Genomic DNA, 24,851 nt, shown 5'->3' on the forward strand with positions numbered 1-24,851 from the left:
GCCGATAGGATCGGCGAACCTACAGCGCGTCGGCGTCTCCGTTGACCACCTGCTCCAACTGATCGCCGGTCGCACCCAACTCCTCGATCAGCCGCGCCAGCTCCGGCTCGTCGAGGTAGTCGTAAGGCCGGTTCTCACATAGGTGCAGGTAAGGCGAGCCGTCGAGGTCGGCCTCCGCGAGGTACCCCGTGCGCTGCTCCCAGTTGAAACGCAGGCAGCGCCGCGCGTCCACCCCGGCCAGCGGCCCGATGGGCGTGGACAGGCGAAGGTAGCGCTGGCCGTCGTCGTCCTCCAGCTCCGCCAGGTAAATCCCCTGGTGGCGTCCATCGGGGAGCTCCAGGTCGAAACTGATCAGATACGGCTCGTTCTGCCGTAGCCGGTGGATGCCGCCGAGATGGGAGCGAATCGCCTCGAAATGACGCATGGCCGTGCAGGTCCGTCGTTCGGGTCTCCGATGGTACGCTCACCGCGTCCAGGCAGCATGCACGTTTCGACCATGAACGATGAACTCGACGACGACGAGGCCCGCGAGCTGCGTGCCCAACGCATCCTCGCCGCGGTCGCCGCCATCCCACGCGGCCGGGTGGCCAGTTACGGAGCCATCGCCGCGCGCGCCGGGTACCCAGGCCGCGCCCGCCTGATCGGCCGGGTGCTGGGCGATGCGCCCAACCGGCCCGACCTGCCGTGGTATCGCGTGTTGCGCGCGGACGGCCGCATAGGCATCCCCGTCGGCACGCGCGGCTTTCGCGAGCAATGCCGGCTTCTCAAGGCCGAAGGCGTGACGGTGAAGGACGGTCGCGTGCCGATGAGTGCCTTCGGCCTGGATCACGACCTCGACCGCGCCATCTGGAGTTGGGACTAGCGATATTCGACGACGACGGTGCGCCATGCGCCGGCGGGGGTGCGCGTCATCGCATAGTCGAGGAGGTGGCTGCGCCACGTCCGTCGTGCCACGTGCGCGTCGGGCGTGCTGACGGTCGCGCCCATGTGCTCGGTGGTCTGCACGATGCGGCCCGCGAAGCGGGCGGTGCCGGTGGTACCCGTCTGGGCCGAGACCGGCGACGCGAGGCAGAGGACTAACGTGATCGGCAGCAATGGCTTCATGAGGGCTTTCCCGTGAAGAAAACGTATGAAAATCCGTCCGTTGAGACACGCTGACGGTCCCGGCTCCATTAGCTGCCCGCGGCGAAGCCTTGGCAAGGGAGTTAGCCGAAAATCGCCGTAGGCATCCGGCTTTCAGCGCCCGGTGGCCGTCGAGGCGGCATCACGGTTTGCTAGCATGGGCGGATGCAGTCCTCGGCCCTCGATCTCCTTCACTCCGTATTCGGTTATCCCGCGTTTCGCGGCCAGCAGCAGGCGATCGTCGAAGAGGTGGCCGCGGGGCGCGATGCCCTCGTGCTGATGCCGACCGGCGGCGGCAAGTCGTTGTGCTACCAGATACCCGCGCTCATGCGTTACGGCACCGGCATCGTGGTGTCGCCCCTCATCGCGTTGATGCAGGACCAGGTCGACGCGCTGCTCGAAGCGGGCGTCAAGGCGCGCTATCTCAATTCGAGCCTCGACGCCGCGACCCAGCGCGAGATCGAGGACCGGCTCGTGGCGGGCGAGCTCGACATGCTCTACGTGGCGCCCGAGCGTCTCCTGACCGGGCGTTTCCTCGCCTTGCTCGACCGCATTCCCATCGCGCTGTTCGCGATCGACGAGGCGCATTGCGTGTCGCAGTGGGGACACGATTTCCGTCCCGAGTATCGCGAGCTGACCCTCCTGCACGAACGCTTTCCCGAGGTGCCGCGCATCGCGCTGACCGCCACGGCCGACGAACGTACGCGGGAGGAGATCGTCGAGCGCCTGGGGCTGCACGAGGCACGTCGCTTCGTGTCGAGCTTCGATCGCCCCAACATCCGCTATCGCGTGGCGCCACGCGACAATCCGCGCCGGCAGCTGCTCGATTTCCTCGACGCGCATCGTGGCGAGGCCGGCATCGTGTATTGCCTGAGCCGGCGCAAGGTCGACGAAACCGCGGCATGGCTCGCCGATTCCGGCGTGGAGGCGTTGCCGTACCACGCCGGACTGGATGCCGATACCCGCATGCGACACCAGCAACGGTTCCTGCGCGAGGATGCCGTCGTGATGGTGGCGACGGTGGCCTTCGGCATGGGTATCGACAAGCCCGACGTACGCTTCGTGGCGCACCTCGACCTGCCACGCAGCATGGAAGGCTACTACCAGGAAACCGGTCGCGCGGGCCGCGACGGCCTGCCCGCCGAAGCCTGGATGGTCTACGGCCTCGGCGACGTGGTGACGATGAGCCAGATGATTTCGCAGTCGGAATCGGGCGACGACCGCAAGCGCATCGAGCGGCTCAAGCTCGATGCGCTGCTCGGTTATGCCGAGGCCACGCGTTGCCGCCGTCAGTTACTGCTCGAGGCGTTCGGCGAGGTGTACGCCGAACCGTGCGGCAACTGCGACAACTGCCTCGTGCCGCCGAAGACCTGGGATGCCACGGTCGCCGCGCAGAAGGCGATGTCGTGCATCTACCGCAGCGGCCAGCGTTTCGGAGCGGGTCACCTCATCGACATCCTGCGCGGCGAGGCGAGCGAGCGCGTGCGCGAACTGGGCCACGACCGGCTCAGCGTCTTCGGCGTGGGCACCGACATGGATGCCACGCAGTGGCGCTCGGTCTTCCGCCAGTTGCTGGCGGCCGGCCTGGTCGAGGCCGATCCCGAGGGATATGGCACGTTGCGCCTGTCCGCGTCGAGCGGACCGGTGCTGAAGGGCGAACGCAAGGTGTCACTGCGTGAGGACGCCAGGCCCGCGCGTGGCCGTCGCTCTTCGCGACCGTCGCCCGCGGTGGCCGGCGCGTCGCTCGGCATCGAGGCGGTGGAACAGCCGCTGTGGAACGAACTTCGCCGCGTCCGTGCCGAACTGGCCAAGCAGCATGGCGTGCCCGCCTACGTGATCTTCCACGATGCCACGCTGCTGGCGATGCTCCGCGCGTTGCCCCAGGATGAGGATGAGCTCGGCTCGATCAGCGGCGTGGGTGAGAACAAACTCAAGCGGTATGGGAAGGATTTTCTGGCGGTACTGACGGCGGCCGAGTGAAGCGCTCCGTAGGCATCGCGGACCCTGTCCGCGATGCCTACGGAGCGCGACTGTCGGTACGACGATGTTGAGATAATTCGCAAAAGCTTGCGTCACGGCAGTTCGACCCCCAAACATCGTAGAGCGATCCAGGGAGCCCTCATGCACGACGCCACGCCACTCATCGCCACCATCGTCGGTGGACTCGTCCTCGCCTTCGTCTTCGGCGCCATCGCGCATCGCCTTCGCCTGCCGGTACTGGCCGGTTACCTGCTCGCCGGCGTCGTCGCGGGGCCTTTCACGCCCGGCTACGTGGCCGACGCGCACATCGCGCAGGAGCTTGCCGACCTGGGCGTAATCCTGCTGATGTTCGGCGTGGGCCTGCATTTTTCGCTGAAAGACCTCCTCGCGGTGAAATCCATCTCGATTCCCGGCGCCGCGGGACAGATGGGCGTGGCCACCGGCATGGGCATGCTGCTGGGCTGGGCGCTCGGCTGGCCGCCCGCGCAGGGGTTCGTGTTCGGCCTCGCGCTGTCGGTGGCCAGTACGGTGGTGTTGTTGCGTGCGATGGAAGAACGCCGGCTTCTCGACAGCGACCGTGGGCGTATCGCCGTGGGTTGGCTGATCGTCGAAGACCTCGCGATGGTGCTGGCGCTGGTGCTGCTTCCGGCCATCGGTGGTTTCCTCGGCGCGGATCGGGGCACGGCGGCACCCTCCGTCGGCGAATTGCTGGGCACCGTGGCATGGACCATCGGCAAGGTGGTGCTGTTCGTCGCCGTGATGCTGGTGATCGGCAAGCGCGTCATTCCGTGGACCTTGCAGACCGTGTCGGCCAGCGGATCGCGTGAACTCTTCCGCCTGGCCGTGCTCGCCATCGCGCTGGGCGTGGCCTTCGGCGCGGCGCACCTGTTCGACGTGTCGTTCGAACTGGGCGCCTTCTTCGCGGGCATGATGATGGGCGAGTCCAAGCTGTCCCAGCGGGCGGCGGAGGAAACCCTGCCGCTGCGCGACGCGTTCGCCGTGCTGTTCTTCGTCTCCATCGGCATGCTCTTCAACCCCGGCGTGGTGGTGCAGCATCCGTGGATCGTGCTGGCGGCGTGCCTGATCATCATCGTGGGCAAATCGGCCGCGGCCTACGCCATCGTGCGCGCGTTCGGCCGGCCGCCGAAGACCGCGCTCACCATCGCGACGAGCCTGGCTCAGATCGGCGAGTTTTCCTTCATCCTCGCGGGCCTGGGCGTTTCGCTGGGCCTGTTGAGCGAGCAGGCGCGCGACGTGCTGCTCGCCGCGGCCATCGTCTCCATCCTGGTCAACCCGTTGCTCTTCGTCGCGCTGGATCGCTGGGTGGCCAGGCACGACGCCGATGCGCCGGACGAGCACCCCGAGGTGAGGGGGCATACGGTGCTGGTCGGCTTCGGCCGGGTGGGGCGCCGCGTGTTCGCCGAGCTGAGTGCGGCGGGTACGTCGATCCTGGTGATCGAGACCGACGAAGACGCCGTGCGCGAGCTTCGCGACAGCGGCAAGGCGGAAGTGGTCATCGGCAATGCCGCCGCGGCGCCGGTGCTGGCCGAGGCCAATCTGGCCTCCGCACGCGCGTTGATCGTGGCGGTGCCCGACCCCTTCGAGGGTGGCCAGGTCGTGCGTGCGGCGCGTGCGTTGCGCGCCGACCTCCCGATCGTGGCGCGCGCGCATTCGCAGGAATGCATGGGGCACCTGTCGGGGCTCGGCGCGAGCGAGGTCGTGTACGGCGAGGAAGAGCTGGCGCGGCGGATGGTGGAGATGGCGTTTCCGGTGCCGATCGTGCCATCGCATCATTAAAAATCCGCATCGCTTCTTTGCGAAAACCGGGCGAAGGCCGGTGCCCACGGCGAAGCGGTTCGAGCTTGCGTGAGCCTGGACACGCTCCGCTAACGCCTCGTTGGCTAACGTTCCGCCGGTTGGCCCTGACGCAAGAGGACACGATGGCCCCCCGCATCGAAGACTACGCGATGATCGGCAACTGCCGCACCGCGGCCCTGGTATCGCGCGACGGATCGATCGACTGGCTTTGCCTGCCCCGGTTCGATGCCGCGGCTTGCTTCGCGGCACTGCTTGGCGACGAAGACCATGGCTGCTGGCGGCTCGCTCCCTCAGACGGCGAGGCCCGGTCCCGGCGCGAGTACATCGACGGCAGCCTCGTGCTGCTCACCGAATGGCAGACCGCCACCGGAAGCGCGCGGGTCACCGACTTCATGCCCTTCGCGGGCGACCAGGTCGGCGTCACGCGGATCGTCGAGGGCATCGAGGGGCGGGTGGACTTCGAGACCCTGCTCCGTATCCGCTTCGATTACGGCAACGCCGTGCCCTGGGTGAGCCGCGTCGACGACGATACCCTCACCGCCGTCGCCGGCCCCGACCTCGTCGTGTTGCGCAGTACCGTGCCGCTGGAAGGGGAGAACATGCACAGCGTGGCGCGCTTCGCGGTATCGGCCGGGGAATCGGTGGCGTTCACGATGACCTGGGGGCCGTCGCACCTCGCTCCGCCGGAAGCCATCGATCCACGCGCCGCGCTGGAGGAATCCCTCGCTTTCTGGGAAGACTGGTCGGGCCGTTGCCTCGGCATGGGCGAATGGACCGACATCGTTCGCCGTTCGCTGGTGGTGCTGAAGGGATTGAGCTACCTGCCCACCGGCGGCATCGTCGCCGCGCCCACCACCTCGTTGCCCGAATGGATCGGCGGCGAGCGCAACTGGGATTACCGCTACTGCTGGGCGCGCGACGCGACCTTCGTACTGTCCGCGCTGGTCAACGCGGGCTATCACGACGAAGCCAGCGCATGGCGCGACTGGGTGCGTCGCGCCGTGGCCGGCTCCCCGGGCCAATTGCAGGTGCTCTACGGGCTCGCGGGCGAGCGGCGCCTGGAGGAATACGAACTGACCTGGCTGCCGGGCTACGAAGGCTCGCGTCCCGTCCGCGTGGGCAATGCCGCCTCGTCCCAGTTCCAGCTCGACATCTTCGGCGAGCTGGTGGGCGCCTTCGCGCATGCGGTCCGCCATGGCGTGGCCTTGCAGCCCGAGGCCGACGACGTGCAGGAGGTGTTCCTCGATCACCTCGCCAGCATCTGGCGCGAACCCGACGAGGGCATCTGGGAGATTCGCGGCGAACCCCGCCACTTCGTGCACTCCAAGGTGATGGCCTGGCTGGCCTTCCAGCGGGCCTCCGAACAGCCGCGGGCGGAAGGCTCGCCGTTGTCGAGGCGATGGCGCGGGATCGCCGACGAGATCCGCGCCGACATCCTCGCCAAGGGCGTCGATCTCGAGCGAGGCTGCCTCGTGCAGTCGTACGGTTCGACGGAGGTCGACGCGAGCCTGCTGCTGGTCACCCTCACCGATTTCCTGCCGCCGGACGATCCGCGTGTCGCCGCCACCATTCGCGCGGTCGAGAAAGACCTGCTCGTCGACGGCTTCGTGCTTCGCTACGACACGCGCAGCGGCGTGGACGGACTGCCGCCGGGCGAGGGGCAGTTCCTGCCGTGCAGCTTCTGGCTGGTGGAGAATTACGTGCTGCTCGGCCGCATGGACGACGCGCGCGAGCTCTTCGTCCGGCTCGTCGGGCTGACGAACGACCTCGGATTGCTCGCGGAGGAGTACGATCCCGTTTCGAAGCGCCTGCTGGGCAATTTCCCCCAGGCCTTTTCGCACGTCGCGCTGGTCAACGCCGCCTTTAGCCTGGCGCGTCGAAGCAGCGCCACGGCGGATATGCATGTCAGTCCAGAATCCACCTTGAACCAGCCTTCCCCAGGAGTTCGTGCATGAGCCAAGCCACCGCCAAGCGCATCAGTTCGCGCGCCCATCCGGCCGATCCGTGTACCGTCGTGATCTTCGGCGCGGCCGGCGACCTGACCAGCCGCCTCGTGGTACCGGCCCTCTACAACATGCGCCGTACGGGGCTGTTGTCCGACAACTTCGCCGTCGTCGGCTTCAACCACGGCAAGATGACCGACAACGCCTGGCGCAACAGCCTGCGCACGGCGCTGGAGCGCTACGTGGGCACCAGCGGCCGCAAGCTCGACGAAGAAGCCTGGGACTGGCTCAGCGGGCAGATGACCTATCACGCCGGCGATTTCGACGATAAGCAGGCCTTCCAGAGCCTGTCGGTGAAGCTGGGCGAGATCGAACGCAAGCGCGGCACCCAGGGCAACGTGCTCTTCTACCTCGCCACGCCGGAGCGTTTCTTCGGCGACGTGATCGAGAAGCTGCAGGAGGCGGGACTGGTGGACGACGGCGGGGCGGACGGCCGCTTCTGGCGCCGCGTCATCATCGAGAAGCCGTTCGGCCACGATCTCGCCTCGGCACGCGCGCTCAACGAACGCATCCTCAAGGTGCTGCGCGAGGACCAGGTCTACCGCATCGACCACTTCCTCGGGAAGGAGACGGTGCAGAACATCATGGCCTTCCGTTTCGCCAACGGCCTGTTCGAGCCCATCTGGAACCGCGACCGCATCGATCACGTGCAGATCACCGTGGCCGAGACGGTGGGCGTGGAGCGCCGCGGCACGTTCTACGAGCAAACCGGTGCCCTGCGCGACATGGTGCCCAACCATCTCTTCCAGTTGCTGGCGATGGTGGCGATGGAACCTCCCTCTTCGTTCGATGCCGAAGCCGTGCGCACGCGCAAGGCGGAGGTGATCGAAGCGATCCGGCCCGTGCAACCGGAGGATGCCGTACGCGGCCAGTACGGCCCCGGCGCCGTCAACGGCGAGCTGGCCACCACGTATCGCGAGGAGCCCGACGTGGCCCCCGATTCGGTCACCGAGACGTTCGTGGCGATGAAGCTTTCCATCGACACCTGGCGCTGGTCCGGCGTACCGTTCTACCTGCGCACGGGCAAGCACATGGGCCGCCGCACCACCGAGATCGCCATCCGTTTCAAATCGGCGCCGTTCGCCCCGTTCCGCGGCACGGGGATGGATGCGTTCGGACCGGACTGGCTGGTGTTGCAGATCCAGCCCGACGAGGGCATCTCGTTGCAGTTCGACGTGAAGCGTCCCGGTCCGCGCGTGGAGCTCGCGCCCGTGCGCATGGATTTCAAGTACGCCGACTGGTTCCGCGCCGAGCCGAACGTGGGCTACGAAACGCTGCTGTACGACTGCATGACCGGCGACGCCACGCTGTTCCAGCGCGCCGACATGGTCGAGGCTTGCTGGCGCGCCGTGCAGCCGATCCTCGATGAGTGGGCGCAGCGTCTGCCGGCCGACTTTCCCAATTACGCCTCGGGCAGCGCCGGCCCGGCCTCGTCCGATACCTTGCTCGCCATGGGCGGCCGTTCATGGCGTCCGCTGAATTCGTCGAGCGAGCCGCTGGCCCGCAAGCCGGTGCGCGCGAAGGCCGAGGCGGCGCCGTCGGCCGCCGCGGATACGCCGCGCGCCGCGGCGAAGAAGGGCGCAGCGAAGAAAGGCGCGGTTCGCCGAGCGGCGAGCAAGAAGGTGGCGGCGAAGACGGCTTCCGCCCGCAAGGTCGCGACGAAGACGACGGCCACGCGGAAAACGGCTGCGAGGAAGACGACGGCGAAGAAGACGGCCACCCGTCGGACGCCGGCGACCCGCCCGCGCGGCAGGTAAGTCGTCGGCCGGGTGACGGACGAGGGGCCTCGCTTCGGCGAGGCCCCTTTTTTATCGCTCAGTGGTCGTGTTTGTCCTCGTGCGCGGGCGGGCGACGCTCGTCATGGTGAGGCGCCGGGCGGGACGCCTGGTGCTGTTCCGGACGAGCCTCCACGTGGGGCTGCGCGTGCGCTTCCATGCGTGGTTCCATGTGCGGCTCCATGCGCTGCTCCATGCGCGGCTGCGCGCGCGGTTCCACGCGCTGCTCCATGTGCGGCTGTGCCTGCGGTTCCATGTGCGGTTCCTCGCGTGGTTCCACCCGCGGTTCCGCGCGGTGCGTCATCAGGCCAGGGTCCGTCGGCGGCGGGACATGCTGGGCCAGGCGCGTGTCCCTCGGGGGCATGCGGACATCGTCGCGGGTTTCCTGTCGCGGCGCCGCGACGGGTGTCGGTGAGGGCCGGTCATGGCGCTGCGCCGTCGCGGGGTCGAAGGCGTGCGGCCTGCCTGGTTCCATCGCTCCACCGGCGGCCGGGGCGTGTGCTTCCGGCGGCCGGGGCGGCTCGTTCCCGGCGTGGGCTGCGAAGGCCGCTCGCTCGGCGCCTGGAGACGGCAGGGCGGGGCGGCCGTTCGGCGCGGTGGCATGCATCATGGCCGGGCTGAAGCTCGGACGCTGCATGTGCGCGAAATCCACGGCCCGTGGCGAGGCGGCAGGGGGCGCGAAGCGGCTCGGTCCAGGAGCGGGCGCACCCCGGTCAAAGGTGTTGTGCACCGAGACGTTGCCGAAGTCGTGCCGGTTGTCGATGTGCACGGAACGGTCGATGTGGGTGTACCGATTGATCACGGTGGTGCGGTTCACCACGTAAGGATGGTTGTCGTAGACCACGGCCGGCCGCCCGTACCCGCCGCCGCGTGGACCGCCCCAGGAGGTCCGCCAGGCATCCCAGCCCCAGGGATGGTCGTGGTGTCCGTGCGCGAACAGTTCACCCACCAGCACGCCTGCGCCGAACGACAGCAGCCCGGTCGCGACGAGATCGCCGCGGTCGGGTGCCGGTTCGTACCAGCGTTCGGTGGTGTAGACGCGCGAATAGACCGGTTCGCCGTAGACGACGTCGGGATCGTAGCTGGGCACGTAGACGACATCCGGCTGGGCCGGTTCGATCTCGATGGTCTGGGCCGGCGGCTCGACGACACGACGTTCGTCGACCACGGTCGTGGTTTCGGGCGCGTCCGTCACGCGTACCGTCTGCTGGGGCGTATCGCGGAGCGAACCGTGCGCGCGGGCACGCTGACGCATCACCTGGATCGCGTTGAGTACGTCCGTCGGTTCGGCCGCGTAGGCCGCGCCCAGTGCGGCGGTCCAGTCGTCATGGCCGTCCAGCTGGTCGACCACCGCGGGAAACGCCACCAGTGCCTTGACGCTGGGATCCCACGGTTCGTCGGCGGCGGCATCGATCAGCGCCGAGCCGCTGAGGTTGCGCCGGTCTTCGAGGAACCCGCGTGCCGCATGCACGTCGTCGGGGTGGGTGGAGGCGGCGAGCGTCAGCGCGACGAGCTTGTCGGGGAACAAGGCGATGGGGGAGACCAGCGCGTAGAGCTGTTCCGCGGTCGGCGGTTGGTAGGCCGCCGCTGCGGGCTGTTCCGCCGTGACGGCGGGTGCCGGTGACGGCGCAGCCGCTTCGTCCGCCGGCGCCTGGCGCTGGCAACCCGCCAGCATGCCGAGCGTCGCGACCGATAGCGCGGTCATCAGAAAGACATCCTTCGGAAGGTATTTCATGGGGCCTCTCGTCCAGGGTCGCGTGCGGATCCGGTGTGGCGCCAATGTCGTTTTCGGCGCGTGACTGGGCGCTGTCTGGAGGCGCAAGGCCTTGCGCTTTGAAGGAGCCGTTTAAGGACGGTTGAGGAGGGCGTCCCCAGGCGCTCGGCGCCATGGATGGCTGCGCGCTTTTTGATGCATCGCAGCAATACCGCTCGCGCCGACCGATCGCGCTCGTTGCGCTGCGCCAATCGGACCTAAAGCCCCTGCCACCAATGGCTTGCGCGTGATTTCGGACAAAATCGAGCGCTACTGGATCGATCCAAATAGTCGGGCCACATTCCGCACTGCACTATTTTGGTATTCCTGCGTTATCCATGTAAATCATGGAGTTGCAAGAGTTTGTCTATCCTTGGATCGAGTTAAAAATCAGTTGACAACGTTGTCAACTCACCCAAGAATCCGCCAGTAACACGGTACGCCGTGATTGCGCGCGATACCCCGTCAAGGGCGCGCGAAAGTGAAGAAGGGCACCAGAAGACCCCAACGAAGCGAACGTCCCGACGCTGGCCCATGGCCAGCGCGGTCCCGTTCGCTCGAAAAAAAACCAGACGCGGGGTTGGGCCCGGCCGACAAGCGAGCCCTGCCTCTTTTCCTTTCAGGAGATCGATGTGAACCACCGTTTCAGCGCGCTTTCCATGGCCATCCTGGCCGGTCTGTTCGCCACCGGCAGCGTGATGGCGCAGACCGCCACCAACGCCCCGGCCGCGAGCGACGCGAAGAAGACCACCGCCGACCAGGCCGCACCGCAGGACGCGGCCGAGCTTACCGGCATCACCGTGACCGGCATCCGCGCGAGCTTGCAGAAGTCGCTCGACCTCAAGCGCAACTCCGACTCGATCGTCGATGCCATCTCGGCCGAAGACGTGGGCAAGTTCCCGGACACCAACGTGGCCGAGTCGCTGTCGCACCTCCCCGGCATCAGCGTGGACCGCAACTTCGGCGAAGGCGACAAGGTCAGCATCCTCGGCACCGACCCGGCGCTGAACCGCCTGCTGCTGAACGGCCAGACCCTCGCTTCGACCAACTGGACGTCCGACCCGAACAACCCGGACAGCCGCTCGTTCGACTACAGCCTGCTCACCTCGGAAATCATCGGTAACGCCCAGGTCTACAAGACCCCGCAGGCGAAGATCGACGAAGGCTCGATCGGCGGCACCGTGATCGTCAACACCCGTCGCCCGCTCGACCTCAAGGCGAACACGCTCACCGGCAACGTGAGCTACAACTACAACGATCGCGCCGATACCGGCAAGCCGAACGCTTCGGTCTTCTACAGCTGGAAGAACCAGGACAACACCTTCGGCGTGCTCGGCTCGCTGATGCACTCGCAGCGCATCATCGACCGCCAGGGCACCGAGATCTTCGGCTACCAGCGCGCGAACGATCCGACCGACACCAACCCCGACCACCAGTTCGCCCCGGGCGTGGTGCCGGCCGGCACGCAGCCGACCTATCCGACCGCGATCAACACCGCGTGGTTCCAGCAGAAGCGCAAGCGCGACGGCGTGTCGACCGGCCTGCAGTGGAAGCCGAACGACGCCTTCGAGCTGAACTTCACCGGCCTGTACGTCACCGAGAAGTTCGACAACTTCAACCAGAGCCGCTACGGCGACTGGTCGGGTTCGGCGCCGTACGCCACCTCGGTGGGCGTCAACGACGGCGTGATCACCAGCGCCAACTACGGCCCGAACGCACCGACCTACCTCGACGGCTACGAGCGCGAGTCGAAGGTCAACACCGGCGCCGCGCAGCTGCGCGCCGACTGGTACGGCGACGGCTGGACCGCGTCGAGCCAGATCGGCTACACCGGTTCCACCGGTGGTTCGGAAGGCATCTGGAACACCCAGTTCAAGTCGCTCGGCGGCTACAACTGGAACCTCGACGGCCAGCATCCGCAGATCAACTACAACTTCCCGGACAATCCGTCGGCCGCCGCGATCAACGGCGTGGGCTTCAGCCGCGCGCCCACCTACGACCGCGAGCGTTACTTCCAGGCCGACTTCGCGCATGACGTGGCGTGGGGCCCGCTGAACCAGATCGAAGTGGGCGTGAAGGCGACCAACCACTACAACGGCCAGGACGCCTACGCCTCGCGCTTCCCGTCGCTCGCTTCCATGGGCATCGGCGGCCTGACGCTGAACGACTGGGCCGGCGGCCAGACCCCGGACGGCTTCCTGGGCGGCCTGAACGCCACCCCGGGCATGCAGGACTGGACCACCATCAACAAGGGCGCCCTGAAGGACGGCGTGAACGCGCTGGTCGACCAGTACGGCTCGCCGATCGATCCGAAGGCCACCTACGCCATCCAGGAGCAGAACCGCGCGTTCTACATCCAGGGTGACTTCGCCGGCGACGACTACCGCGGCAACGTCGGCGTGCGCTACTTCCGCACCCGCGACACGGTGGACGGTTACAACGCCGTCGGTACCGACACGTACGCCCCGGTGAACAAGCGCAGCGCGTACCACAACTGGCTGCCGTCGCTGAACATCGCCTACGACGTGCTCTCGGACGTGACCCTGCGCTTCGCCTACGCCCAGACCATCGCCCGTCCGCGCTACCAGCAGATGACGCCGTACGTCGCCCTCGACGACCGCAGCCTCACCGGTTCGCGCGGCAACACCGACCTGGGTCCGTACAAGTCGACCAACTACGACTTCTCGGCGGAGTGGTATTTCTCCGAGAACAGCATCCTGTCGGCCGAACTGTTCTTCCGTCGCATCTCGGGTTACATCCTCAACACCCAGGTGCTCGAGACCCACTACAACCTGACCAACCAGCGTGACGACGTGTACCAGATGCAGGTGCCGATCAACGCCGGCGTGGCGAAGGTGAAGGGCGCCTCGCTCACGTACCAGCAGAACTTCGGTCGCGGCTTCGGCATGCTGGCGAACTACACGTACTCCGACGCGGACACCAGCAACGACTTCCCGCTGCCGTACAACTCGAAGAACTCGTTCAACCTCTCGCCGTTCTTCGAGCAGGGACCGTGGAGCGCGCGCGTGACCTACAGCTGGCGCTCGTCGTACTTCACCTCGATCGCGGCGCTGCAGACGCAGCAGATCACGGGTATCTTCCGTGAACTCGACGCGTCCGTCGGCTACCAGATCAACGACCACATGCGCATCTCCCTGGATGGCACCAACCTGCTCGACGAGACCTACCAGGTCTACGACGACCGCCCGAGCCAGCCGCTGTACTCGTACAAGAACGGCCGTACGTACACGGTGACCCTGGGCCTGAAGCTGTGATGCGCCGCGCATCGTTGGTCCTGACGCTCTGGCTGGCCGCCGGAGCGGCCAGTGCCAACCCGCCGACGGAGAGGGACCTCTCCGCCGGCTGGCGCTTCCGTCTCGCCCAAGGGACGCAAGCGGGTGCGCACGCCGACCTGAAGGACTGGCTCCCGGCACACGTGCCGGGAGCCGTCCAGACCGATCTTCTCGCGCTGAAACGGATCGAGGATCCGTTCTGGCGCGACAACGAGGCCAGCCTGCAATGGATCGGCCTCTCCGACTGGGATTATCGACTCGACTTCGACGTGGACGCGGCCACCCTGGCACGCGGTCACGTCGATCTCGTTTTCGAGGGTCTCGATACCTTCGCCGAGGTGTCGCTCAACGGGAAGAAACTGCTGAGCGCGGACAACATGTTCCGCCGCTGGCGCCTGCCGGTGAAAGACACCCTGCACAAGGGTTCCAACACCCTCCAGGTACACCTGCAGTCGCCCATCGGCAAGCTGCTGCCGTGGCTGATGAAGCAGCCGTATTCGCTGCCGGGTGAATTCGATTCCGCCTTCGGCGACGAGCCCAAGGGCAAGCAGACCTCCAACTACGTGCGCAAGGCCAATTACCAGTACGGCTGGGATTGGGGCCCGCGCTACGTCACCCTCGGCATCTGGCAGCCCGTGCGCCTGGAAAGCTGGGACACGATGCGCCTGGCCGATTTCCACGTGGCGCAGAAGCACGTGGACGCCGACACCGCGCAGCTCGAAGGGCAGTTCGACCTGCGGGCGGACAAGGGCGGCCCGGTGACGCTCACCGTCGACTGGACGGCGCCGGACGGCACGCACGGTCACGAGGAGCGCAGCGTCGCCCTCGCCAAGGGCGAGAACCACCTGGCCTTGCCCGTGACCATCGCCCATCCGCAGCGCTGGTGGCCGCTGGGTTACGGCGAACCCAATCTCTATACCTTCCATGCCGAGGTCAGCGCCGACGGCCAGGCCGTCGCCGGCGTCGATCGCCACACGGGTCTGCGTAGCGTCGAATTGCGCCGTGAGAAGGATCAATGGGGGCGCAGCTTCGCCTTCGTGATCAACGGCGTGCCCGTGTTCGCCAAGGGCGCCGACCTCATCCCGTACGACAGCTTCCCCTCGCGCGTCACGCCCGAACGACAGGAAGCGCTGCTGCGCTCCGCGCACGACGCCAACATGAACATGCTGCGCATGTGGGGCGGCGGTACGTACCTCGAAGACGCGTTCTACGACGCGGCCGATCGCCTGGGCATCATGATCTGGCAGGACTTCATGTACGGCGGCGCGATCACGCCGTACGACGAGGCCTTCCGCCAGAGCGCGCGCATCGAGGCCGAAGAGCAGGTCACCCGCCTGCGCAACCATCCGTCCATCGTGATCTGGGCCGGCAACAACGAAGTGCAGACCGGCTGGGACGACTGGCCGGACCGCCAGGACTTCCGCAAGTTCGTCAACGCCGACGAGGTCAAGCGGATCGACGACGGCATGCGCGAGCTGTTCGGCAAGACGCTGCGCAAGGTGGTTTCCGACCTCTCGCCGTCGACGCCGTACTGGGCCAGTTCGCCCAGCACCGACTTCGATGGCCCGGCCAATGTCGAGACCGACGGCGACTACCACTACTGGAAGGTGTGGTCGGGCTCCGAGCCCATCTCGCACTACCTCGACATGACGCCGCGCTTCCAGTCCGAGTACGGCCTGCAGTCGTTCCCGGTGATGGCCACGATCAAGGCCTTCGCCAAGCCGGAAGACATGCAGCCGGAATCGAAGGTGATGCGCGCGCACCAGAAGTTCGCCAACGGCGACGGCAACCAGCGCCTGCTGTTGTACATCCGCCAGGAATACGGCGAGCCGAAGGATTTCCCCTCGTTCGTGTACCTGAGCCAGGTGATGCAGGCCGAGGGCATCGAGCTGGCCGCCGAACACCTGCGCAGCAAGCGTCCGCAGAACATGGGCACGCTGTACTGGCAGCTCAACGACGTGTGGCCGGGCGCTTCCTGGGCCAGCGTGGATTACTTCAATCGCTGGAAGGCCCTGCAGTACCATGCCAAGCGCTTCTACGCGCCGGTGGACGTGGTGCCGCAGCGTCGCGACGGCAAGACGACCGTGTTCGCCGTGTCGGACCGCACGACGGACTTCGACGCCACCCTGCGCCTGCGCGTCTACGACATGGCGGGGAAGATGCTGCGCGAGAGCAGCCAGCCCGTGCGCGCCGCCGCGCTGGCGAGCACGGGCGTGCTGACGCTCGACGATGCCGCGCTGCTGAAGGGCGCCGATCCGAAGCGCACCGTGGTCTCGTTCGACCTGATCGAGCAGGGCACCACCGTCGCCCATCACCTGCTGTATTTCGGCGCGGCACGCGATCTCGCGCTGCCGAAGCCGGAACTGACGTGGAACGTGAGCGACGGCGGCCATGGCCTGGTGGTGACGGTCAGCGCGAAGCGCCTCGCGCGCGCCGTATGGGTCGACACGCAAGACCTCGACGTGCGATTGTCCGACAACGCGTTCGATCTGCTGCCCGGCGAGAGCCGGCAGCTCGACGTGCAGGGCACCACCGATCTCGAAACCCTGCGTCGTACCGTGTCGGCGATGTCGCTGGTCGATGCACTGAAGGAGGGCAAACAGTGAATCCAAGCCGTCGCAACCTGCTCAAGTGGCTCTCGCTCGCGCCCGGCCTCGCCGTGGCCGGCGGTGTCGGCGTCGCTTCCGCCGCCGGCTCGCGTTTCGCGAGCAAGCGGCCGCCGGTGGCGCAGCGCAAGTTCACCAGTCCCGCCGTGGAGGCGTTGATCGCCTCCACCAAGAAGAAGATCGCCGACCCCGAGCTCGCCTGGCTGTTCGAGAACTGCTTCCCCAACACGCTCGACACCACGGTGGAGCTGGGCCGCCTCGACGGTTACGAAGACACCTTCGTGGTCACCGGCGACATCGATGCCATGTGGTTGCGCGATTCGTCGGCCCAGGTGTGGCCCTACCTGCCGCTGACGCCGAAGGACGAGGCCCTGCGCAAGCTGTTCCGCGGGCTCATCCGCCGCCAGGCGCGCTGCATCCTCATCGATCCCTACGCCAACGCGTTCCTTCCCGATCCGAAGGGCAAGAGCAAGCTGGAGTGGGCCCAGACCGATGCCACCGAGATGCGCCCCGGCGTGGCCGAGCGCAAGTGGGAAATCGATTCGCTGGGGTATCCCGTGCGCCTGGCCCATGGCTATTGGCAGACCACGGGCGACCGCGAGCCCTTCGACGACACGTGGCGCGAAGCGACCAAGCTCATCGTGCGCACGTTCCGCGAACAGCAGCGCAAGGACGGCCCGGGCCCCTACCACTTCGAGCGTCCGTCGCTGCGCCCGACCGATACCCAGTTCCTCAGCGGTTACGGCAACCCCACCCGTCCGGTGGGCATGATCCACGCGATGTTCCGTCCGTCGGACGACTCCACGATCTACCCGTTCAACATCCCGGGCAACCTGTTCGCGGTGGTGACGCTCCGTCGCCTCGCGCAGATGCACGGCACGCTCTACGGCGACGCTTCGTTCGCGGCCGAATGCAACGCGCTGGCCGACGAAGTGCAGGCCGCCATCGAACAGTACGGCGTGGTCAAGGGCGAGGACGGCGATTTCTGGGCCTACGAAGTGGACGGCTACGGCGACCAGCTCGTCATGGACGACGCCAACGTGCCCAGCCTGCTGGCGCTGCCGTACCTGGAGTGCACGCCGCGCGACGCGCGCTACGAGCGCACGCGCGCCACGGTGTGGAGCGCGCGCAATCCGTATTTCTTCAAGGGCAGCGCCGGCGAAGGCATCGGCGGCCCGCACGAGGGGCTGCGCATGATCTGGCCGATGTCGATCATGATGAAGGCCTTCACCACCGACGACGTGGCGGAGATCCGCCAGTGCCTGCACTGGCTGAAGACCACGCACGCCGGTACCGGCTTCATGCACGAGGCCTTCGATCAGGACGATCCCACGAAGTTCACGCGAAGCTGGTTCGCCTGGGCCAATACGTTGTTCGGCGAACTGGTGGTTCATCTCGCCGACAAGCATCCCGATTCCCTGCGCCGCGTCTGACGCGACGCCCTAGCCGGAGCGATTCATGGTTACCCGTCGACGTTTTCTCCAGGGCATGGCCGCGGCGACCGCCGTCGGTCAGTTCGGTTCCCTCACCGCGCTGGCCAGCGGCGTTCAACAGGCCACGAACGCGCCTTCCGCGAGCGGCGGCACCGCCGTGGACGGCGTGCTGGGTTACGTCGACGTCTTCGTCGGCACGGGCGGCCACGGTCACACCTTCCCCGGTGCGACGCGGCCGTTCGGCATGGTGCAGCTGAGCCCCGATACCTACAACGCGCAGTGGGACGGTTCGTCCGGTTACCACCAGGGCGACGGTTCGATCATGGGCTTCTCGCACACGCATCTGTCGGGCACCGGCGCCGCCGACATGCTCGACGTGCTGGTGATGCCCGCGATGGGCCCGGTGCTGTTGCAGCCCGGCGACCGCGACTACGACGGCGTGAACTACGTATCGCGCTTCGACGCGAAGAAGGCCGGCGGCGAGAAGGCGGAGAAGGGCTACAAGACCGGCATCAAGGGCTATCGTTCGCATTACACCGGCGAGCAGGCGCACCCGGGCTACTACCGCGTCAAGCTGACCAAGCACGACATCCTCGCCGAGCTGACCGCGACGCTGCGCGCGGGCATGCACCGCTACACCTTCGGCAAGGACGGCGACGCCCACCTGCTGGTCGACCTGGCCCATGGCTACCAGGACAACCCGCAGGAACCGACGCGCGTCAGCGACGTGGAAATGCGCCTGGTCGGCAACGACACGCTGGTCGGCGGCCGTCGCGTATGGCAGTGGGCGAGCGGTCGCGTCATCTATTTCGCGATGAAGCTCTCGCGCCCGGCCAAGTCGGTCACGCTGTACTCGAACGACAAGGCGTTGCCGGCCGGCAGCACCGAAGCCAAGGGCGATAAGCTCAAGGCCGCGCTGCACTTCGACCATGCGTCGAAGGAGCCGCTGCTGGTGAAGGTGGGCATCTCCGGCGTGGACATCGATGGCGCCATGCGCAACGTCGACGGCGAAATCCCGGACTGGAACTTCGATGGCGTGCGCGCCTCCGCCGAGGCCGAATGGACCGCCGAACTGTCGAAGATCCGCATGGATTCGTCGTCGGACAAGGTCAAGCGCACGTTCTACAGCTCGCTCTACCACACGATGCTCGCGCCCACGGTGTTCAGCGACATCGACGGCCGTTACCGCGGCATGGACAAGGCGGTGCACACGCTGCCGGAAAACCGCCACAACTACAGCACGTATTCGCTGTGGGATACCTACCGCGCCGCGCATCCGCTGTACACGCTCTACCAGAGCGACCGCGTGCCCGACCTCGTCGACGGCCTCGTGCGCCTGGCGGTCGAGAGCCCGAGCGGTGCGCCGGTGTGGCCGCTGCAGGGCATCGAAACCGTCTGCATGATCGGCTATCACTCCGCCGTGGTCGTGGCCGAAGCACAGGCCAAGGGCTTCAAGGGCATCGACTATGCCAAGGGCTGGCCGGTGTTCCGCCGTCGCGCCATGCAGGACGACTACTTCGGCCTGAGCTACTACCGCAAGCTCGGCTTCATCCCCAGCGACAAGGAAGGCGAGGCGGTCAGCAAGACGCTCGAGTACGCGTACGACGACTGGGCCGTGGCCTCCATGGCCGAAGCGCTGGGCCATGCCGACGAGGCGGCGGCACTGCGCAAGCGTTCGCAGAACTACGCCCACGTGTTCGACAAGGACAAGCAGTTCGTCCGCCCGATCGACGTCGACGGCAAGTGGATCGAACCGTTCGATCCGATCGCCATCGGCCATTCGACGAAGTGGCGCGACTTCACCGAATCCAACGCGTGGCAGGCGACCTTCCTCAACCAGCACGACGTGTACAACTACATGAAGCTGTTCGGTGGGGAGCAGGCGTTCGAGAAGAAGCTCGACGGCCTCTTCAACGCCGATCCCACGCTGCCCGACAACGCGCCGCCGGACATCGCCGGCATGGTGGGCCAGTATGCGTTCGGCAACGAGCCGGGCCATCACATGCCCTACCTCTATGCCTACACGGGCGCGCACCACAAGACGCAGGCGCGCGTGCGCATGCTGCTCGACACGATGTACCTGCCCGAGCCCGACGGCCTGCCCGGCAACGAAGACTGCGGCCAGATGAGCGCGTGGTACATCATGAGTGCCATGGGCCTCTATCCGGTCGATCCGGTCAGCACTAACTACGTGTTCGGCAGCCCGGTGATCGACCGCGCGCAGATCGCGGTCGGCGGCGGTCGCACGCTCACCATCGAAGCGAAGGAGAACGGCGAGGGTCGTCCGTACATCCAGTCGGTGACCTGGAACGGCCAGCCGTGGACGAAGAGCTGGATCTCCCACGCCGAACTCGTCGCCGGTGGCACGCTGAGCTTCACGATGGGCGACAAGCCCAACGAGAGCTTCGGCAAGGCACTCGCGGACCGTCCGCCGTCGTACGGCGCGCCGGCCGACAAGCAGGCTTAAGAGGGTAAAGACACTGGGTTCCCCCTTCGCGGCAGCGACAGGCCGCACGATGTCCTCTCGTCGCTCCTGCGAAGGCAGGAGCCCAGCGTCTTACGTCGCGAAGTACGTAAAACCCCACTACGCAAATAACGCAACCCGACCGCAAATGTGACGCAGCAGACGAAACCTGTCATGGATGGATTTCATCATGTCGATTCCATCCAACGAGAAGGAGTCGCATCATGCGTTTCGTCGTGCCCTTGCTAGCCGTTCTCGTCGCCGCGCCGGCTTTCGCCGACACCACCGTCACCTACCAGCCGCAGGGCTACACGCTCAACGTCACCGACAAGCAGTCCGGCGTGGCCCGATCCACCGTCGATGCGATGGTGGCCACCTTCTTCACCATCTATCCGCAGGAAAGCCGCGACTTCAATCCGAATGCGTCGAAGACGGTCAACATCGTGCTCGATCCCGCCTACGACGGCGTGGCCGCCACGGCGAACGCTACCGAAACCTACGGCGCGAGCTACATGATTTCGCACCCGACGGACACCGACACGGTGACCCACGAGTCGATGCACATCGTGCAGGACTACGGTTCGCAGAACATCCCGGGCTGGATGGTCGAGGGCATCGCCGATTACGCGCGCTATCGCTACGGCGTGAACAATGCGGCGGCCGGCTGGTCGCTCGGCAATTACCAGTCGGGCCAGAACTACACCGACAGCTATCGCGTGACCGCGCGTTTCCTCGTATGGGTGGAAGAGCATTACCCGGGAGCGGTGCAGCGCTTCGATGCGGCGTTGCGCGGTCGCTCGTACAGTGCGAACACGTGGAACCAGGTCACCGGGGCGAGCGTGGATACGCAGTGGGCGCGGTATACGCAGAACCCCGGAATCTAAGGCGACCGGGTTTCGCCGATACGATCGGCTCCCACCCCTTCGGTAGAAAGCTCCCTACCGAAGGGGGTGGGAGCCGAGTATGGGTGGAAGAGCATTACCCAGGCGCGGTGCAGCGCTTCGATGCGGCGTTGCGCGGTCGCTCGTACAGTGCGAACACGTGGAACCAGGTCACCGGGGCGAGCGTGGATACGCAGTGGGCGCGGTATACGCAGAACCCCGGAATCTAAGGCGATCGGGTTTCGCCGATACGATCGGCTCCCGCCCCTTCGGTAGAAAGCTCCCTACCGAAGGGGTGGGAGCCGATCGTATCGGCGAACAAGGCGAAGCGGAGCCTTCACGGCTGCTAGACCCCTCCACCCACATGCTGCCCCCGCCTGAACGACCTGGAGGGGGCCATGTCATACACCGGACGCATGTACCTGAGGATGTACCTGCCTTGCGCAGCGTTGCTGGCCTCGGGCGCCGTCGCCGCGGCAGCCGCGCAGATCGCCCAGGGATATCCCGGCGAACTCGGCATCGCCTCGCTTTACTCCCATCTGCCCCGCTGGCTTTTCGCCCTGGGGGCCAGCTCGGCGGCGCTGGTGGCCATGGTGCAGACCATGCGCCTGCGGTTGCGCGACCGGGATTGCTACGTGTGCGGGTGCCTTCTCGGCATGGAGCGCAGCGCGCGTGGGGGACTGGGCCGGACCCGGCGCTGCCTCGGATGCGGCAAGGTGCATGGCACGAACCATCGGTTGGCGCCGCACCTTCGACCGCTGGCGGTGGCCGTGGACGGCCCCGCCGAACACGCCGTCAGGAGCGTACGTTCGTCACCGTGATGCGGTGACCGATGCGTTCGAGCAGGGCGCGCAGGGCCTCGGCGTCGTCACGCGAGGCCGATTCCTCGAGCGAAAGCCAGAGCGTGTCCCCGGAAAGGCCGTGGACCTTCTCGTTGAATTCGATCTCGATGGCGACCTTGCCGCCCGGTTGTACGACGGATACCGCGAAATTGCGTGACTGCACGTGCCCGCTTCCCCTGGGGATGTTCGGTGGTTGGGTGCATGCATATTAGCGGGGCCCGGCCGGGAAAGGTGTCGGCCACCGGCGGATGCGTGAACCAGGGCACGTCTGGATGGGGCATGGCCTAACCGTCGGCCCGGCCGAGCGGGGCCGCCACGTCCTCGAGCGAGCGCCGCTCGGCGGCGATGCCCAGCCAGCCGGCGGCCGTCGCGCCGACCACCATCAGCCCGGCACCGAGGGCGTAGCCCCAGCCGATGGACGCGCGCTGGCCGGTGCCGATCAGTTCGCCGAACAGCCAGGGGCCCACGACACCGCCCAGCGCCGTGCCGAAAGCGTAGAACAGGGCGATCGCCAGGGCGCGCAGTTCCAGGGGGAAGCTTTCGCTCACCGTGAGGTACGCCGCGCTGGCCGCGGCGGACGCGAAGAAGAACACCACGCTCCAGGCCACCGTCTGCATGCGGGCGTCGAGCCGGCCGTGCACGAACAGCCAGGCGGTGGCGAAGAGCAGCAGGCCGGAAAGCGCGTACGTGGCCACGATCATGGGCCGTCGCCCGAGCGTGTCGAACAGGCGACCGAGCAGCAGCGGTCCGAGGAAGTTGCCAGCGGCGAACGGCAGGAGGTACAGGCCGACGTCGGCATCGGCCACGCCGTAGAAGCGTCCCAGCACCAGCGCGTAGGTGAAGAAGATGGCGTTGTAGAAGAACGCCTGGGTGGCCATCAGCACCAGGCCCAGCACGGTGCGGCGGGGATAGTCGCGGAACAGCGTGCGCCCGACGTCGGCGAGGGTGAGGACGTGCGGCTTCAGGCGTAGCCGGGGCAGCGGCGTGTCGGGCGGCGCGGCGCCGAGGCGCCGCTCGATCTGCGTCGCCACCGCCTCGGCTTCCTCGATGCGCCCATGCAGCATGAGCCAGCGCGGGCTCTCCGGTACCCAGTGGCGCAGCACGAGGATGACCAGGCCGAGCAGGGCGCCCAGGCCGAAGGTGAGCCGCCAGCCGATCTCGGGCGAGACGATGCCGGTGTCGAGCAGGCCCACGGCGCCCACCGCGCCCAGCGCGGCGCCGAGCCAGAAGCTGCCGTTGATGACCAGGTCGGTGTGCCCCCGGTAGCGCGCGGGTATCAACTCCTGGATGGCGGAATTGATCGCGGCGTACTCGCCGCCGATGCCCGCGCCGGTGAGCATGCGGAAGACGACGAACAGTCCGAAGTTCGGCGAAAACGCGGTAGCGGCCGTCGCCGCGAGGTAGAGGCCCAGGGTGAGGGTGAAGAGCTTCTTGCGGCCCAGCCGGTCGGTGAGCCAACCGAAGAACAGTGCGCCCCCCACCGCGCCCACCAGGTACAGGCTGCCTGCCAGTCCGACCTGTGCGTCGGTCAGGTGCAGCACCGGACTGGACTTGAGCGCGCCGGCGATGGCGCCGGTGATGGTCACCTCCAGGCCGTCGAGCAGCCAGGTGATGCCCAGCGCCACGGCCACCAGCGTGTGGAAACGGCCCCAGCGCAGGCGGTCCAGCCGCGCGGGGACGTCGGTGTCCATGGTCGCGTCGCGGGGGCGTGGCGTGGCATCCATGCCGCCACCCTAGGCAGCGGAACGTCGTCGTGCCGTCAGCGCGGCACGCGGTAGCCGCCCGGCACGCCCCGTGGCGAGAGGGTGATCTGCCAGAGCTGGTCGCGGCGGCTGCGGAAGACGCCGGCGGAGCAGGCCAGGTAGAAGTGCCACATGCGCCGGAAGCGTTCGTCGTATCGCTCGCGGAGCGTCGGCCAAGCGGCGTCGACGTTGGCGAGCCAGGCCATGAGGGTGCGGTCGTAGTCGGCGCCGAAGTTGTGCCAGTCCTCCACCACGAAGAGGTCTTCCAGTGCCGCGGCCACCTGGCTCATCGCCGGGATCATCGAGTTGGGGAAGATGTATTTCTCGATCCACGGGTCGGGGCGGCCGGGATGGCCGTTGCTGCCGATGCAATGGAGCAGGGCGAGGCCGTCGGCCCGCAGGCAGCGTCGCGCCACCTCGAACCAGGCGCGGTAGTTCTTGGGTCCCACGTGTTCGAACATGCCCACGGAAAGGATCGCGTCGAACGGTTCGTCGAGCTCGCGGTAGTCCTGCAGGCGGATCTCCACGGGCAGGTCCTTGCACAGCTCGCGCGCGTACTCGGCCTGCTCCTTCGAGATGGTGACGCCCACGCCGCTCACCCCATAGCGCTCGGCGGCGAATTTCAGCGCCTCGCCCCAGCCGCAACCGATGTCGAGCACGTGCTGGCCCGGCTGCAGGCGCAGCTTGCGGCAGATGAGGTCGAGCTTGGCTTCCTGCGCGGCGTCGAGGTCGTTCGCCTGCGCCCAGTAGCCGCAGGAGTAGACCAGGCGCTTGCCGAGCATGGCTTCGAAGAGGTCGTTGCCCAGGTCGTAATGCTGCCGGCCCACCTCCCAGGCGTGTTCGCCGCGCTGCATGTTGAGGAACTTGGCGCGCAGGTGCATGAGCAGGGTGTCGAGCGTGCGCAGCGATTCGTCGATGTGCGAGGACAGCACGCGGGCAAAGAAACCGGGCAGGTCGGCGGCATCCCACCAGCCGTCCATGTAGGCCTCGCCCAGCCCCAGCGAGCCGTGCGCGAACACGCGCGTGTACGTTCGTTCGTCGTGCACCGCGATGTCGGTGGGTCGTCTCCCGCCGATGGTGACGCCGGCCTGTTCGAGCAGGACCTGCGCGCGGGCCTTCAGTGACGCGGCGTTGCCCAT

Annotated in this window: 18 protein-coding genes; 12 read left to right on the forward strand and 6 right to left on the reverse strand. The window is 67.1% G+C overall.

Annotated elements, in window-relative coordinates; translation table 11 throughout:
- Positions 1-19: 19 nt before the first annotated feature.
- The gene (locus L2Y94_RS04335) at positions 20-424 is read right to left on the reverse strand and encodes a hypothetical protein (protein ID WP_247373333.1); all 405 of its coding nucleotides are present in this window, start codon (positions 422-424) and stop codon (positions 20-22) included.
- Positions 425-496: 72 nt separating this feature from the next.
- Here L2Y94_RS04335 and L2Y94_RS04340 point away from each other — a divergent pair, with 72 nt between their 5' ends.
- Entirely contained in the window at positions 497-862 is a 366-nt protein-coding gene (locus L2Y94_RS04340) for an MGMT family protein (protein ID WP_247373334.1), read from the forward strand.
- Here the strand turns inward: L2Y94_RS04340 and L2Y94_RS04345 are convergent.
- Positions 859-1,104 (reverse strand): hypothetical protein, encoded by a 246-nt coding sequence (locus L2Y94_RS04345; protein WP_247373335.1) that lies wholly within the window; start codon positions 1,102-1,104, stop codon positions 859-861. The two genes, L2Y94_RS04340 and L2Y94_RS04345, sit on opposite strands and share 4 nt — an antisense overlap.
- A gap of 183 nt (positions 1,105-1,287) precedes the next feature.
- Between L2Y94_RS04345 and recQ the strand changes: the two genes are divergently transcribed.
- From recQ to zwf, 4 genes are all read left to right on the forward strand, one after another.
- Entirely contained in the window at positions 1,288-3,102 is a 1,815-nt protein-coding gene (recQ, locus tag L2Y94_RS04350) for a DNA helicase RecQ (protein WP_247373336.1), read from the forward strand.
- A gap of 141 nt (positions 3,103-3,243) precedes the next feature.
- Positions 3,244-4,899, forward strand: a complete 1,656-nt coding sequence (locus L2Y94_RS04355) for a cation:proton antiporter domain-containing protein (protein ID WP_247373337.1) — start codon at positions 3,244-3,246, stop codon at positions 4,897-4,899.
- Between the two features lie 143 nt (positions 4,900-5,042).
- Positions 5,043-6,875, forward strand: coding sequence for a glycoside hydrolase family 15 protein (locus L2Y94_RS04360; protein ID WP_247373339.1), 1,833 nt, complete (start codon positions 5,043-5,045; stop codon positions 6,873-6,875).
- On the forward strand, positions 6,872-8,680 hold the full coding sequence (gene zwf / locus L2Y94_RS04365) for a glucose-6-phosphate dehydrogenase (RefSeq protein WP_247373341.1): 1,809 nt from the start codon (positions 6,872-6,874) through the stop codon (positions 8,678-8,680). The genes L2Y94_RS04360 and zwf overlap by 4 nt, the downstream gene beginning before the upstream one ends.
- Positions 8,681-8,738: 58 nt before the next feature.
- On the opposite strand, the gene L2Y94_RS04370 is transcribed toward zwf, so the two are convergent.
- A complete protein-coding gene (locus tag L2Y94_RS04370; protein WP_247373343.1) occupies positions 8,739-10,433 on the reverse strand; it encodes a DUF3300 domain-containing protein in 1,695 nt (564 codons plus the stop codon).
- Positions 10,434-11,149: 716 nt separating this feature from the next.
- Here L2Y94_RS04370 and L2Y94_RS04375 point away from each other — a divergent pair.
- The 7 genes from L2Y94_RS04375 to L2Y94_RS04405 all read left to right on the forward strand — a co-directional run bounded on the left by L2Y94_RS04375 (position 11,150) and on the right by L2Y94_RS04405 (position 21,949).
- On the forward strand, positions 11,150-13,726 hold the full coding sequence (locus L2Y94_RS04375; RefSeq protein WP_425602457.1) for a TonB-dependent receptor: 2,577 nt from the start codon (positions 11,150-11,152) through the stop codon (positions 13,724-13,726).
- Positions 13,726-16,350: a beta-mannosidase gene (locus L2Y94_RS04380; RefSeq protein WP_247373347.1), complete on the forward strand. Its 2,625-nt coding sequence runs from the start codon at positions 13,726-13,728 to the stop codon at positions 16,348-16,350. Before L2Y94_RS04375 ends, L2Y94_RS04380 begins: the two co-directional genes overlap by 1 nt.
- Complete coding sequence (locus L2Y94_RS04385) at positions 16,347-17,783, forward strand: glycoside hydrolase family 125 protein (protein WP_425602433.1); 1,437 nt, start codon at positions 16,347-16,349, stop codon at positions 17,781-17,783. Before L2Y94_RS04380 ends, L2Y94_RS04385 begins: the two co-directional genes overlap by 4 nt.
- Positions 17,784-17,808: 25 nt before the next feature.
- Positions 17,809-20,250, forward strand: a complete 2,442-nt coding sequence (locus L2Y94_RS04390) for a GH92 family glycosyl hydrolase (RefSeq protein ID WP_247373349.1) — start codon at positions 17,809-17,811, stop codon at positions 20,248-20,250.
- A 221-nt stretch (positions 20,251-20,471) separates the two neighbouring features.
- On the forward strand, positions 20,472-21,131 hold the full coding sequence (locus L2Y94_RS04395) for a basic secretory protein-like protein (protein WP_247373351.1): 660 nt from the start codon (positions 20,472-20,474) through the stop codon (positions 21,129-21,131).
- 83 nt (positions 21,132-21,214) lie between these two features.
- The gene (locus L2Y94_RS04400) at positions 21,215-21,358 is read left to right on the forward strand and encodes a hypothetical protein (protein WP_247373353.1); all 144 of its coding nucleotides are present in this window, start codon (positions 21,215-21,217) and stop codon (positions 21,356-21,358) included.
- Between the two features lie 168 nt (positions 21,359-21,526).
- The gene (locus L2Y94_RS04405; RefSeq protein ID WP_247373355.1) at positions 21,527-21,949 is read left to right on the forward strand and encodes a hypothetical protein; all 423 of its coding nucleotides are present in this window, start codon (positions 21,527-21,529) and stop codon (positions 21,947-21,949) included.
- Here L2Y94_RS04405 and L2Y94_RS04410 read toward each other — a convergent pair.
- The 3 genes from L2Y94_RS04410 to cfa all read right to left on the reverse strand — a co-directional run bounded on the left by L2Y94_RS04410 (position 21,924) and on the right by cfa (position 24,851).
- Positions 21,924-22,133, reverse strand: coding sequence for a hypothetical protein (locus L2Y94_RS04410; RefSeq protein WP_247373356.1), 210 nt, complete (start codon positions 22,131-22,133; stop codon positions 21,924-21,926). The genes L2Y94_RS04405 and L2Y94_RS04410 overlap by 26 nt on opposite strands.
- A gap of 121 nt (positions 22,134-22,254) precedes the next feature.
- The gene (locus tag L2Y94_RS04415; RefSeq protein ID WP_247373357.1) at positions 22,255-23,694 is read right to left on the reverse strand and encodes an MFS transporter; all 1,440 of its coding nucleotides are present in this window, start codon (positions 23,692-23,694) and stop codon (positions 22,255-22,257) included.
- A gap of 35 nt (positions 23,695-23,729) precedes the next feature.
- The gene (gene cfa, locus L2Y94_RS04420; protein ID WP_247373358.1) at positions 23,730-24,851 is read right to left on the reverse strand and encodes a cyclopropane fatty acyl phospholipid synthase; all 1,122 of its coding nucleotides are present in this window, start codon (positions 24,849-24,851) and stop codon (positions 23,730-23,732) included.

This window comes from Luteibacter aegosomatis, from assembly GCF_023078455.1.
Classification (GTDB): Bacteria; Pseudomonadota; Gammaproteobacteria; order Xanthomonadales; family Rhodanobacteraceae; genus Luteibacter; species Luteibacter aegosomatis.